This is a genomic window from Extibacter sp. GGCC_0201, assembly GCF_017566055.1.
Classification (GTDB): domain Bacteria; phylum Bacillota; class Clostridia; order Lachnospirales; family Lachnospiraceae; genus Extibacter.
The window spans coordinates 94,222-108,208 of sequence record NZ_JABFCH010000003.1; the positions used below are offsets into that span (position 1 = coordinate 94,222).

The 13,987-nt window shown below is 49.8% G+C and carries 11 protein-coding genes; 1 reads left to right on the forward strand and 10 read right to left on the reverse strand.

Going from position 1 to position 13,987, the window contains the following annotated elements:
- Nucleotides 1-73 precede the first annotated feature (73 nt).
- A complete protein-coding gene (locus HJV72_RS03000; RefSeq protein ID WP_208068540.1) occupies nucleotides 74-697 on the reverse strand; it encodes a VanZ family protein in 624 nt (207 codons plus the stop codon).
- A 128-nt stretch (nucleotides 698-825) separates the two neighbouring features.
- Between HJV72_RS03000 and HJV72_RS03005 the strand changes: the two genes are divergently transcribed.
- Entirely contained in the window at nucleotides 826-1,098 is a 273-nt protein-coding gene (locus HJV72_RS03005) for a hypothetical protein (protein WP_208068541.1), read from the forward strand.
- A gap of 497 nt (nucleotides 1,099-1,595) precedes the next feature.
- Here the strand turns inward: HJV72_RS03005 and HJV72_RS03010 are convergent, their stop codons facing one another.
- From HJV72_RS03010 to HJV72_RS03050, 9 genes are all read right to left on the reverse strand, one after another.
- Nucleotides 1,596-3,011: an oxaloacetate decarboxylase subunit alpha gene (locus HJV72_RS03010; protein ID WP_208068542.1), complete on the reverse strand. Its 1,416-nt coding sequence runs from the start codon at nucleotides 3,009-3,011 to the stop codon at nucleotides 1,596-1,598.
- 39 nt (nucleotides 3,012-3,050) lie between these two features.
- Nucleotides 3,051-4,202, reverse strand: coding sequence for a sodium ion-translocating decarboxylase subunit beta (locus tag HJV72_RS03015; RefSeq protein ID WP_208068543.1), 1,152 nt, complete (start codon nucleotides 4,200-4,202; stop codon nucleotides 3,051-3,053).
- Nucleotides 4,203-4,251: 49 nt separating this feature from the next.
- Nucleotides 4,252-4,629, reverse strand: coding sequence for a biotin/lipoyl-containing protein (locus HJV72_RS03020; protein WP_208068544.1), 378 nt, complete (start codon nucleotides 4,627-4,629; stop codon nucleotides 4,252-4,254).
- Nucleotides 4,630-4,657: 28 nt separating this feature from the next.
- Complete coding sequence (locus HJV72_RS03025) at nucleotides 4,658-5,413, reverse strand: OadG family transporter subunit (protein WP_208068700.1); 756 nt, start codon at nucleotides 5,411-5,413, stop codon at nucleotides 4,658-4,660.
- A 44-nt stretch (nucleotides 5,414-5,457) separates the two neighbouring features.
- Nucleotides 5,458-6,897: an acyl-CoA carboxylase subunit beta gene (locus HJV72_RS03030; RefSeq protein WP_208068546.1), complete on the reverse strand. Its 1,440-nt coding sequence runs from the start codon at nucleotides 6,895-6,897 to the stop codon at nucleotides 5,458-5,460.
- 163 nt (nucleotides 6,898-7,060) lie between these two features.
- Nucleotides 7,061-7,822 (reverse strand): ABC transporter ATP-binding protein, encoded by a 762-nt coding sequence (locus tag HJV72_RS03035; protein ID WP_208068548.1) that lies wholly within the window; start codon nucleotides 7,820-7,822, stop codon nucleotides 7,061-7,063.
- Nucleotides 7,823-10,357: a hypothetical protein gene (locus HJV72_RS03040; protein ID WP_208068550.1), complete on the reverse strand. Its 2,535-nt coding sequence runs from the start codon at nucleotides 10,355-10,357 to the stop codon at nucleotides 7,823-7,825.
- Between the two features lie 209 nt (nucleotides 10,358-10,566).
- On the reverse strand, nucleotides 10,567-11,298 hold the full coding sequence (locus tag HJV72_RS03045) for an ABC transporter ATP-binding protein (protein ID WP_208068552.1): 732 nt from the start codon (nucleotides 11,296-11,298) through the stop codon (nucleotides 10,567-10,569).
- Nucleotides 11,283-13,940 (reverse strand): FtsX-like permease family protein, encoded by a 2,658-nt coding sequence (locus tag HJV72_RS03050; protein WP_208068553.1) that lies wholly within the window; start codon nucleotides 13,938-13,940, stop codon nucleotides 11,283-11,285. Before HJV72_RS03050 ends, HJV72_RS03045 begins: the two co-directional genes overlap by 16 nt.
- Nucleotides 13,941-13,987: the final 47 nt, after the last annotated feature.

Here is a 13,987-nt window from a genome sequence, read left to right on the forward strand (position 1 = left end):
TAATTATATACCAGTTTACCATTTTCTTCAATATGTTTGACAAGCGGGATTGTTGCATGATTGATATTCCTGTTTAGTACCACTGTAGCAGCACTCTCCAATTATAGAGGAGAAAACGGCCGAGCAGAGCCAATACAAGGTATATTTCCATCTCATTATGAGCCAGCGCCACTGTTCTTGTGCTCTGCTTCTCTCTGTTTTTCTCACCTGTTATCCTGCAAAGCGCCGCCCATACTGCATAACCGGCAATCGTCCCCAGCGTATTCATGATTACATCCTCTACATCTGTCACCCTTCGATTAAAAAGCTGGCAGAGCTCGATTGCCGTCGACAGGCATGCCCCGACAGCCACTACCCTTAAGAGACTGCGCCGCTCTGTCCATATAAACGGTACGAGGAATCCAAAAGGCATGAACATGAACGCATTCATAACCTGTCCAAAGCCGACCCCGCCGGCGAACGGAATCAGATTGATTTCATCCGCCCGGATCAGATTGCCGAACGCTCCAAAATCCCAGATGCTTCCGCTGCCGGTTACTGAAAATACCATAGAGATATAGATAAGAAAAATATATGTCCAAATCAAGTGGGCCGGCCGAACTCTGGATCCGCCTTTCTTCGCCATATATATCTGGCAGAGCATACATGGTACGAGAACACATACATAGGGATAGGCCGTACTAAAAAAATAAAACATCTTCTTCATCCTTTCAAGATAGGTATTGCCGCAGCAAGCTGCGGATGTCTAAAAGTATATCTTAAAAACATGAAGATACTGCTTGGAATTTCTTAATATTTCTTGAAATCCCTCCAAATGGGGGTTTAGTGAAGTGGACGCCGCTGGGGAGGTATGGGGCAGATGCTCCGATGCGTCCGGGAACTGCGACTATCACACAGATTCCTAAGCCTGTGGGGTGTTCGCCGATGGCGGCTCTCACCCCACAAGCCAAGGAATCTGGTGAGGATTCTCCGTCCCTTCCGCTTATACCTTCGCATCTGTCCCATACCTCCCCATCGGCTATCTACTTTACTGGCATGGGCGGGGGCGGCAGTGTGGCGTTGCTGGCTGATGGAAAGGGCTTTGGTGAGTCAGCATAGTGATAGAGGGCTTAGCAAGCTAAAGCCCTTTGCCGAAAAGAAATCCTAATATAAGAAGAGCCGGAATCAGGTACGGGGATGTTGAGATGACATCCCCTGCCTGGTTCCGGCTCTTCTTGCAGCAACGGCGTGCTCGCCTCGCTGCATACACTTAATAACGACTAAATTGTTCTCTATGCTGCATATGTTAAGCTTGTTAAATCTAATCATTCATCTCACGCAGCCAGCGTTCATCCGCTGGCCAGTAACGCCACACAGCCGCACTCGCCCTTGTTAAGTGAAGTAGATAGCGGGCGGGGAGCCGGGTGGGAGATGCGCAGGTGCAAGCGGAAGAGGCGGAGAATCCTTTCCGTAGCCCTTATCCTGCGGGATGCAAGCCGCAATCGGCGCGCATTACGCAGGGTTAGGGATACGTGAAATAGTCGGAGCCTCGGACGCATCGGAGCAGATGCCACCCGGCTCCCAGTCCGCAGCCACTTTACTTAAACTCACATTTACTACACCGGATAGCTTCCGTTCTCCGTATCTGCTACCGTCTGGTCCACTTTCGTCTGCTGTGCTTCTCTGTATTTGAAGAAATCAGTAGCGACCTGCGGGAACAGTGCATAGGTGAGAACGTCTTCATCCTGCTGGCTCCACTGTGCCATCTCGCTGCGCAGCGTATCCAGTTCATCCGGAATGAGATCAGCCGGACGGCAGGTAATAATCTCGGCATCTTCTCCAAGGACTTTCTTCTTCACCTCTTCGTTGAACGGTTTTACGGTAGCCCCGTATTTGCCGCTCAATACATCCTTTGTCTCTTTCGTCGCCATCTTATAGCGCTCACCCATCAGCACGTTGAATACAGCCTGCGTACCGACAATCTGTGAGGATGGTGTTACAAGCGGAGGCTCACCCAAATCTTTTCTTACTCTTGGAACCTCTTCCAGCACATCGTAATACTTGTCTTCTGCCCCCTGTTCCTTCAGCTGTGATGTCAAGTTGGAAAGCATGCCGCCCGGAACCTGATACAGAAGCGTCTTGATATTGACGCCCATGTTCTTCGGATTCAGCAGACCGCTTGCCAATGCCTCATCTCTGATTGGACGGAAATAATCCGCAATCTCAGCCAGGAGATTCTGGTCGAATCCTGTATCATACGGAGTTCCTTTAAAAGTCTCAACCATGACCTCCGTAGCAGGCTGGGATGTTCCAAGTGCAAAGGGTGACATCGCCGTATCAATCACATCGACACCTGCCTCGACTGCCTTCAGATAAGTCATGGACGCAACGCCTGACGTATAATGCGTATGCAGCTGGATTGGCAGGTCTACTGCTTCTTTCAGCGCTCCGATGAGCTCTGTCGCCTTGTACGGTACGAGCAGGCCGGCCATATCTTTGATACAGATTGAATTGGCTCCCATCTCTTCAATCTTTTTGGCTATATCCACCCAATACTCAAGCGTATAGGCATCTCCGAGCGTGTAGGAGAGCGCCACCTGCGCCTCTGCCTTTTCCTTGTTGGCAGCCGTAACCGCCGTCTGAAGATTACGAAGGTCATTCAGACAGTCAAAGATTCGGATGACATCGATACCGTTTGACACGGACTTCTGTACAAAATATTCTACGACATCATCTGCATACGGACGGTAGCCGAGGATATTCTGTCCGCGGAACAGCATCTGGAGCTTGGTGTTCTTAAAACCGTCGCGGAATTTGCGCAGTCTGTCCCATGGATCTTCCTTCAGGAAACGCAGTGACGCGTCAAATGTCGCACCGCCCCAGCACTCTACAGAATGATACCCTACCTTATCCATCTTATCCACGATGGGAAGCATCTGTTCTGTCGTCATACGTGTGGCAATCAATGACTGGTGCGCATCACGCAGAATAGTTTCCGTAATTTTAATTGGTTTCTTTTCTATATCTGCCATTCTTTCTTCCTCCATCTTAATTATTATATCGCTCTTATGCTACATGACGCCGAAGATTGCCATAAACGTACCGGCAGCCACGGCCGTACCGATGACACCTGCCACGTTCGGTCCCATGGCGTGCATAAGCAGGAAATTCGTAGGATCCGCTTCTGCTCCAACCTTCTGTGACACTCTGGCCGCCATAGGGACAGCGGATACGCCCGCAGAACCTATCAGAGGGTTGACCTTGCCATGCGTTGCCAGGCACATGAGTTTGCCGAACAGTACACCGGCTGCCGTTCCAAACATGAACGCTACCAGCCCGAGGATGACAATCTTAATCGTATCCCAGTTCAGGAATGCCTCCGCGCTTGTCGTCGCTCCTACAGAAGTTCCAAGCAGGATGACTACGATATACATGAGCGCATTGCTGGCTGTCTCTGTCAATTGGCGGACCACTCCTGATTCACGGAACAGGTTGCCGAGCATAAGCATGCCGACAAGCGGAGCCGTCGTAGGCAGAATAGAGCATACGACAATGGTGACGATAATCGGGAACAGGATACGCTCCAGTTTGGATACCGGTCTTAGCTGTTCCATCTTTATCTGCCGTTCCTTTTTCGTCGTGAGCAGCTTCATAATCGGCGGCTGTATGATTGGTACAAGTGACATATATGAATATGCCGCTACTGCAATCGGGCCCATTATGGCTGTCTGCTGCAGCTTCCCGGCCAAAAAGATAGACGTCGGTCCGTCCGCCCCACCGATAATAGAGACTGCCGCCGCTGCCTTATCAGAGAATCCAAGAGCCATGGCGCCGAGATAAGCTGCAAATATACCAAACTGAGCAGCAGCTCCGAGAAGGAAGCTCTTCGGATTGGCAATCAAAGGTCCAAAGTCCGTCATCGCACCTACGCCGAGGAAAATAAGCGAAGGCAAGATCGCCCATTCGTCCAGAAGGTAGAAATAGTAGAGCAATCCTCCTGTCCCGTTGGCTGCGTCTTCCGCATGCAGCATGATATCCGGGTAGATATTCACGAGCAGCATACCGAAGGCGATGGGTACCAGGAGCAGAGGTTCGAACCCATGTCGTATTGCTAAGTATAGGAAAGCACATGCCACAGCAATCATGATCACGTTGCCCCATGAAAGACTGAAAAATGCTGTCTGATGCACGAGGTTTCCTAATGTCGTTGTTATATAATCCATTTTTTAACCTCCAGTCGTGTTTCAAACATAATAGAATGTATTATGTTTCTTAGTTTAATGTAGCTAATACTGCCCCGGCTTCCACTGCATCTCCTACAGCAGCATCGATGCTTGCTACAGTTCCGTCTTCCGGCGCTACGACTGGAATCTCCATCTTCATTGCCTCGATGATGACTACCGCATCACCTTTCTTTACACTCTGTCCGACATTGGCTTCTATCTTGAATACTTTTCCTGCTGCTCCCGCCTTCACCTGGATAGAACCGGCTCCCGCTGCTGCTTTTGGAGCTGCCTTCGGCGCGGAGGCCGGTGCCGTCTTGGGTGCCACAGCTGGCGCTGCCGGTGCCGCCGGTGCCGCTCCTGCACCTTTTTCTTCTACTGTCACATCATATACATTGCCATTTACTGTAATCGTATAATTCTTCATCTTCTATATCCTCCTTGATTTCCCTCTATTAATTCCATTTGTTCGACGGTCTTCTTCTTATGCTTCTCACGACAAAACCATCGGTGGTTGTTCCTTCCGCCGCTGCAATCGCTGCGGAGATAACTGCTATGAGTTCTGTGTCATCTGCCTCTTCCACAAGCTCCACAGCCGCGGGTATGCTGTCAGCTGGCGCCGGCGCTACAGCCGCCTCTTCCTGCTTCCGGCTGAATGCCTTCTGCAATTTCGGTATGAAACGGAATAAGGATATGATCAGTGAAATGAATATGAGTACGACAAACACTGTTCCCATTCCAAGAATCGTATTCAACCCTGCTTTTTCAAGAATTTCTCCTCTTGTATACTCTCCGGCCACAGTCATGCTGTCCAGATTCAGATTGCCTCTTGTGTCCGCTTTGAATAATACTGTAATTTCTGCATCGCGTTTCTCAAACTCTGCTTTTGTAACTACTTTCAATTCCGTTCTGGATGCCGTATATTTGTAATCGCCATGGCTTATATAGCTGCCACATTCATCGACTCCTGCTTTCCAGGCATTGATAGCCCCCAGAAAGCTCTCAGGCTCAAACGGAAGTCCAGCGCTCACGAACTGCTGCTCCATCGCGAATTCTGACATACTGTTCCACTGTTCTGTAGTGGCTTCATCCGCGCTTGCACAATAGTCGATGAGAAAATCTGTCACCTGCTCTATAGTGGCTTTGTCGTAATCGACATCGGTATTCTGCTTGCTGCCACACCCGGTAAAGCAGAGGACGGCCGCCAGCATGCAGAGTAATATGCTAATTTTTTTCTTCACTTTGCTCCACCTCTCTAGACCGTTCCGTGTTTTTTAGACGGGCGGTCTTCTCTCTTTGTGAATAACATCTCGAATGCTCCGATCACATATTTCCTCGTATCTTCTGGTGCGATGATCGTATCCACATAGCCTCTTCTTGCCGCCGCCAGTGGGCTTGACTGGATTTCTCTATATTCAGAAGCTTTCTCCTTGATTACTTCCGCATCAGCGCCCGCATACATGATCTTAGCTGCAAGAGCGGCCTCCATCATCCCGATTTCGGCATCCTGCCAAGCATATACCATATCTGCACCGATCGCTTTGCTGTTCATGGTCACGTACGCACTTCCGTAAGCTTTACCAACAATGACATTTACTTTCGGTACCGTCGCATTTGCAAATGCGTACGTAAGCTTTGCTGCTTCTCTTGCAAGATTCTTTTCGGCACACTTGCTTGCCTCAAAGCCGGATACATTGGTAAGTGAAAGGACCGGTATGTTGAACGCGTCGCAGAATGCTACAAATTCTGCCGCTTTCTTAGCTCCGTCTGCCGAGAGGGAACCATCATACTCGGCTGTGGCCTCTCCTTCTGAATCATATACTTTCGAACGGTTTGCCACTGCTCCTACGGTCATTCCGTTCAGACGTATGAAGCCGGTCACCATATCTTTTGCATAATGCTTCTTCGTCTCAAAGAAGATATTGTTGTCTGATATCTGGACGAGGGCTATCGCCGTATCTTCTGACGCGTTTTCTATACCTGCGCATACACGGTTCAGATCATCCGTGCACGCATCATAAGAGGAATCTTCCTCATTATTGCATGGCAGCATACATACCAAAGAACGGATGCTTCCCAGAATCTCTTCCTCCGTTCCGATGTCATCAACGAGGCCGGCGCTTTCGCTCTGGAACTGCGCAGATGATGTATCGCATTTAGATATTTCATTCCCTGGAATTGCATTTGGAGAATTGATGAATAATTTCCCTTTCTTACTTTCCATAAAAGTAAAATCGGTAAGTGCCGGAACAACGGCCAGCCCTCCGCCGCATGTCCCGAATACAGCAGTAATCTGAGGAATGACGCCTGATGCCATCGTCTGTTTCAGATACAGGCTGCCAAATGCTTCCAGAGCATCTGTCGCCTCCTGAAGCCTCAATCCTGCACAGTCCACAAGGCCGATGACCGGTGCGCCCATCTTCATTGCCATATCGTAGATGTTAGCAATCTTTCTGGCATGCATCTCACCGATAGCCCCGTTCAGAACGGATGCATCCTGACTGTATACATAAACCAGATTCCCGTCAATCACTCCATATCCGGTAATGACACCGTCCGCCGGAGTTTCTTTTTCCTGCATGTTGAAATCAGTAGATCTGGCTGTAACCGCCCCACCTATTTCAACAAAGCTTCCTGCGTCAAGCAAAGATTCTATTCTATTGCCCGCTGCACTTCCTGTTGCCAAGTTGTCCATAGTCTAGCCCTCCATTTTCTTACATATTCTAAATCAGGTCCTTTAGTATGAAAAATCTAAAAGTAAAACCAAATTTTTGCCAATTATATTGTATAATAACGAATTGAAAATAGCAATCCTTTTTGTAGTAAAATTGATATTTATTTCACATACTGTATCCTGTCTATAATTCGGTAGTTTTGTCAAGTATCTGGTGATAGAAGTCTTCCCGGCTGTCCTTCCTCTCAATCGTATCTACAATCTCACCGTCTTTGAGCAGGATGATTTTTTTACAGTAGCTGGCGAGACGGGAGTCATGTGTCACCATCACGACCGTCTTGCCCAGCTCATCGTTGATCTTGCAAAGTGCGTCTATGACGACCTGACCGGACTTGGAGTCCAGATTCCCCGTGGGCTCGTCGGCCAGGACTATCTCCGGATCGTTGATCAGCGCCCTGCATATGGCAGTCCTCTGCTTCTCCCCTCCGGAGAGCTCGTAAGGCGCCTTGTACAGCAAGTCGGCGATGCCGAACTGCTCCGACAGCTTTTCCACCTTCTTCTTCATCACCTCTGGATCTGCTTTGTCCAGTATCATCGGCAGTTTGATATTGTCCATTACAGACAGGCTGTCCATCAGGTAAAAGTCCTGGAACACGAAACCGATCTGGCGTCTCCTTATGTCTGCCAGCTCATCCTTCCACAGCTCCTCTGTATCCATGCCCTGAAAGATAACGGTCCCTCCTGCAGGCCTTTCCAGCATTCCCAGAAGCTTGAGGAATGTGGTCTTGCCACAGCCAGATTTGCCCATGACGCCGACGAATTCCCCTTTTTCCACGGCAAAGTCAATCCCCTTCAGGACCTGTATCTTATTAATCTCTACGCTTCGTCTCGTCTCCACTTTATAATTGTGGACTAGTTCCTTTGTCTCTATAATCTTCTCATTCATCTACGCTTCCTGCCTCCCTACATTTATCCTGCTTCTCTTTATTCTGCGCTCCATCTGGTGCACCAGCCATGCCATCCAGGCTGCCTGTATGATAAGATATGCTGCGGCCATCGTCCCTCCTGTCTTCATGTAATCCATGATCTGGGAAGGTTCATATGTCCTGATGACAAATACAAAGGCCGTATATATGGCCGCAGTCACGGCGCTTACCAGAACCGGCACTATGGCAAAGGGCCACATCTCTTTTCTGATTGTCTTCATCTGTTCCCGCTCATGCATGCCCATACAGTCATAAAACCCATACCGGCGACAGATATCGTCTGCCTCGAAGGAGAATTTGATATAGGTCAGAAAGCAGGCACAGGCGGCAAGCATCAAGATGACAAAGGCATAGACTACCTCATTTGTGTACCGCTCAGAGACGATATCTTTGACGGTCTGCCGGCTTTCATAATACACCCGGATATCATAGTCATAGGATTCATCCGTGATATGCTTCTCGCGGAGAACCTTCAGCTCCTTGTCCACATCTGCGTAATGCTCCTCTGGGACTCTTAGCAGGCAGAGGTTTTTGATATCTTCCTGGGTACTGGCATATGCACTATTGAAATAATCATCAGAAAACACCACCAGATTCTCCTGCGATCCCCGCAGCAGCATGCCGGTCAGAATCTTGCACTCATAATCTTTGACTTTCCACTGTTCATACCCGCCGGCTCCCTGCGGCTGTCCCAGCTTCAGATATGGAGCCTTAAGGCCTGTCCCGGGCGATGTGTCGATTGGCCGGACCTTATAGGAGCTGTCCTGCTGAAAGACGATGTGAATCTCGTCGTCCTTTAAGCCAAGCGGGGATGGCTCCGGCAGTCCCTGCGCCTCGTAAAGCTTCCGGTAAGTAGCCTCCGAGATGCCGATGTTCTGCCCCGGAGGGGAAAACATAATGAGCGTTGCCATAAAGTCAAAAGAATTGCCCGTCGGCGTCGTAACCCGCAGCATAGGATAGACATCTGCCCTGGCATCATATTTCTGCTCTATGCCTGCCACGGTCTCTTCGTCCTCCTCATGCATAGTCAGTACAAAATCATATGGACATAGCTTTTCGGCCGGCTCTGCAATCAGATTGCCGCAGAACTGTATAAGGAACAGCCCAAGTGCAAGGAGATGGACGGTTGTCAGCATGACCAGATATCTGCAGTTTTTCTTATAGCGGTAATAAAAAGGAATCTTTTCCAGGAGATGCCGATAATAATGCCGCTCCGACTTGTCCATCCACTTCATCAGAAGCGCCTTTCCGTATGTAACCGTGAGGTATAGGCCCAGTGTGAAATAGATTACGGTCCACAAGCTCGTGTCCGCATAATCAGAGATGCTGGACCGGATGAACTCTAATCCCAGCAGGGTGGCAAGTATCAGGTATCTTCCCGGAATCTTTTCCCCCACCACATCATTTACTGCGGCAAAAGAATCTCGCACCCGGAGATAGGACTCATAATTGATGGCAGTGGCTATCATCAGCACGATGATATAGCCAATCAGAGCAAATAGATAGATGACCGGGCTGATGCTGGATACGATCACTTCCGTGCCAAGCTTCTTTACAAGAAGATGTCTCATATACAGCAGTATCCCTGTCCCGGCGGACACACCTGCGGCAAAGGAGATAAAAAGGCTTCCGGCATACTCTGCCATCATGATGACAGACAATGTCCTGCTTCGGATGCCGAGGACCGTAAACATTCGGTAATCAGACATCCTGCTTTTAATATAATAAGAAAATACAAATGCAGTCAGGAATATGGTAAGAAACATGATAAGACCGATTGCGCGTATCAGAATCTGCTGCAGTCCGGTTCCGAGAACGATGTCTTCTATGGAGTGGACTTTTCGGAGAATATAGTTCATCCCTATCGCCACAGTCAGAAATGTGGCGGAAAGTACGCCGCTTAAGATAAAAAGTACATAATTTTTCCATTTATATTTGAAATTGTCCCAGATAACGGAATAGAATTCGCGTGGATATCTCCCCGGGAAATGCAGGCGGCGTCTCCGTTCTTCCTTCTCTTCCCGCTCCCGTTTCTTCATCAGCCGGTAATTTTCATTGATTTCTTTACTCTGTTCCAGGTATAGTACCACGAGGAACTCTAACCCTATAACAGCCACAAACGCAAAAAGCGCCGGACCAGCGTCATATCCCCCGAATATCGTATACCCGGTAAAATAGACAAAGGTACAGCTATACATTGCCGTATTCAGAACTCTGTTTCTTTTGTTGAACAGAAGAAGCACTACATGGACCGCTACAAGAAGCACTCCTGCAAGCGCCAGATAAGTCACCACGTATGACGCGTATATATTTCCACCATCCGGCGCATATTCCGCAATCCCTCCCGCAGCATATACCGCCCGGAAGAATCCATATAGCGTATACTTTTCTGCCCCCGTATCAGCCCATGGCAGAAAGAAGGTGGCTGCCACCGCCAGAAGGCAGGCTATGGCAGAAAAGTATTTTCCCTCAATCTCTTCCCTATGTTTTTTCATGCAGACCTTTCCCCCGTTTCTTCATAGAACACGTTTTAAATCAATACCTGCTTTCACGTCAAAGAATATACGAAATTCCAGGCGGCGATTTATAAGCACACTCTACTCCATATTCCTCCGTTTGGCAAGTCTGCCTTTCTGTCCTACCCTCTTGCCGCAGTGGTCAGTCTGCATGTTCCTGACTTAGGGTCCGTCCTGCGTGACAGCGCTCACAGTCCGGCGGTATGTTCAAGTATATCCTGATAAAATGTATCCTCCCTTTCCCGGACCAGCTCTTTGATCAGCCTCCCGTCCTTGAGCAGCAGCACCTTCCTGCATCTGCAGGCAATTTTCGGGTCGTGGGTAACGATGATCACGGTCTTGTGCCACTCCTCATTCAGCCGCTTGAGCCACTGAATCACCTCTTCGCCCATGACGGAATCCAGGTTGCCGGTAGGCTCGTCGGCAAGAATCAGGTCGGGATCATTCATGAGGGCGCGGCAGAGAGCGGTCCTCTGTCTCTCTCCGCCGGATATCTGGAACGGATATTTCTCCGTATGGCCGCTGATTTGAAACTGTGCCGTCAGCTGTTCCATCTTCGCTTTCCTTCGTCCAGGTTCCATCTTATCCAGTATAGCCGGAAGCATGATATTTTCTTCCACCGTCAGGCTGTCCATCAGATTGTAATCCTGAAACACAAATCCCATGCCTTTCCTTCGGATGTCAGAAATCTCCTCCTCCCAAAGCGCTGCCGTTTCCCGGCCTTTCACATAGACTTTTCCCTCTGTAGGTTCATCCATCAGGCCGAGTATCTTTAGCAGCGTCGTCTTTCCGCAGCCGGAACGACCCATCACCGCAATGAAGTCTTCTTCCTCTACCGAGAGACTGATGCCCTTAAGTACCGGCCCCTGCTGTATGTTGTATGTCTTTACCAGCTCTTCTGCCTTTAAGATTGTCCCCATAACTGCCTCCTTTGCTTTTTCCTGTCTCCAAGGACCGCCCTCATATAATATTTCCCAAGCGCTGCCGTGACGGCTGCGTATAGTGATGAATAACACAAGAACAATAAGCCAAGAGACTTCAGATACACTGCCAGCTCCGCAGACGTATACATTCTTTTTACCGCCACTGCACATATAAATGGAATGGACAGCAGGACTGCCGGCACAAAGCTTCCACACACGATCTTCATCATTTCCCCTCTTAGGAGACGGCGGCAATCCTTCTGCGGCATGCCGAGGCATTTGAGCTGGCTGAACTTCTGCTCCAGCTCCTCCTGCTCCAGCCCGTACTTGATAAAAAAGAGAAAGAAGCTCCCCATCAGAAGTACGGCAAGCACTGCCATGCAGGCAGCTTTCTTAAAATGATGTTCCGCTTCTGTCTCTGCCAGCGCCGTCTGCTTTGCATAGTACGGCTGTATCCTGTCGTCCCAGGATGCATCGCTTTTGTGCTTCTCTGCAAATGCCCCCAGTTCCTGTTCCACCTTTTCATAGTTTTCCCCGCTGCAGCGAATCAGCTTCAGCCGCGTAGGTCCTTCCTTTTCCGTTCCGACATAGAAATATCCATTAAATGCCTCGTCGGAAAGCACTACGATATTCTCCTGCCTGCCCTGCTGGAACATTCCGGTCAGGATGCTTCGTTCGCTGCTCTTCATATGGTATGCCGGGAACAGGATTTCCCTTTCCATAAAGTTATAGCTCCTTATCGGCTGCCCGATACGAAGCCTGGGCTCCTTGTCACCTATATACCATTCCAGCGGATGGCTCTTGACCGAAGCGTCCTGCTGGAATACGACATGAATCTCGTTCTCCTGCAGACCAGGCCTGTCTTCTATCTGCTCCCCCACAGCTTTCTTAAGCTCCCGATAGGATGTCTCCGACACTGCGATATGCTGTCCCTGGGGCCACATGACACCCATATACTGATTGGCGGCGGCCTGCTCCCAGGTGTACGGCGCGCCGAGAGGTGTCGTACATCTGAGCATCGGCCATGTATGGATATCAGCAGCGTAAGTGTCAGACAGTTCTGCGAAGTAGTCATCGTCCTCATCATAGGACATGCAGACGAAGTCATACGGATAGAGCTTGTCTGTATCTCCGGACGCCTCTACAGCGGCATATTCCGGAATATAGATCATGCCCGAAAGAAGATGGAATGCAAAGAGCAGATACCAGAACCGGTAATTTGTCTTAAACCGGTACCGCCACGGCAAGATGGACAGAAGCTTATCCCCGCGGGCTGCCGACCGCCCTGCGTGGGCTTCAGCTATCCTGGCATACAGAAAGCAAAACAGCACAAAGGAGCCTGCAAGCGTCCACACATTTGCAGAGAACTTCTCCGTCTCAGGAGGCAGCCAGTACCGTACCGCCGATACTACAGTGGCCGCCAGTCCGGCCACGATACCGGGAAGAAGAAACCGATGTGGTATCTTCTCCGGCTCCTGCCTTCTGGTAGATATCTGAAACAGGCTTTTATGTCCGAACAGATGGTAGTTGACGAGAGAAGACACGGCGACCGCAGCTATATAGATTCCCGCGGCAGCACCGGATGTCTTCACTCCCTGCATCGGCCGGCCTACGGACTCTGCTATATCAGAAAACACGGTCTTCCCTGCCAGGATAAGCAGCCCATCAGACAGAAGCAGCCCTGCGGCCAGTGCAATCATGACACAGGCGGCATACTCCAGGACGATTATGAGGACCAGCGTATGCTTCCTTATGCCGAGGCTGTAGAAGATACTGTAATTCTGCATCCGTGTCCTGAGGTAATGCGTGATGATAAGGGCTAGAATCAAGATGGAAAAGCATGCTGCTACCGGAAGGATCTCCTCCAGTATACGCTGCATCCCATTGTCATATCCGGTGCCGATTCCGGTACCGCTCGATTTAAGCCCGCTCTGTACGCCGAGCAGAGTGTGAAGCACCGTGACAATCCCGCCGGCGCCTGCGATAAACAGAAGATAGCTCTTCCGGTTATGGACAAAGTTTCTCCAGACGATATGGTAGAAACCGCGGTCGTACTTGCCGGGGAAATATGTCCTGCGCTTTCTCTCTTCTTTCTCTTTGGCTTCTTCACGTCTCAGTATCTCTGCCTCTCTTTGCATCTGCCTCCTCTGTTCCAGATATATTCCGCCCAGGCAGTCGATTCCGACAGCGATAACGCAGAGAATCAGCCCGACATCCGGCAGATACCCGCCGAAGGTCAACAGCACGAGAAATACCATCAGCACCATGCCATAGATCGTATACCTCAGGAACCGGGGATTTCTGCGGAAGGCAAGCAGCACTATTCTTATCACGCTTAAGAGCGCAGCCGCCGCAATCAGGTACAGAAGATAATAGGACGGCAGCAGCTCTGCATATGCCCCTTCATTTGACACGGTCTTAAGGGCGGTCTTAGTCACAAGGCTATAATACTCCTGCAGGCCGCCGCTTTCCTGCACCGCTTTGAGAAACAGGGGCAGCGTGTACCTCTTCCCTTCGAAAGTCAGCCATTTCAAAAACAAGGCGGAACATACAAATACCGCCGACATGGCTATGCCAAGCAGCCGTCCTGCGCCGCACGGCGAACCGCCCTTTTTCCCTTTTCTATTCTCTTTTTCCATCGCTGTCCCTCCCTAATTATAAAGCTGCATTTCATAGCCGCATGAAG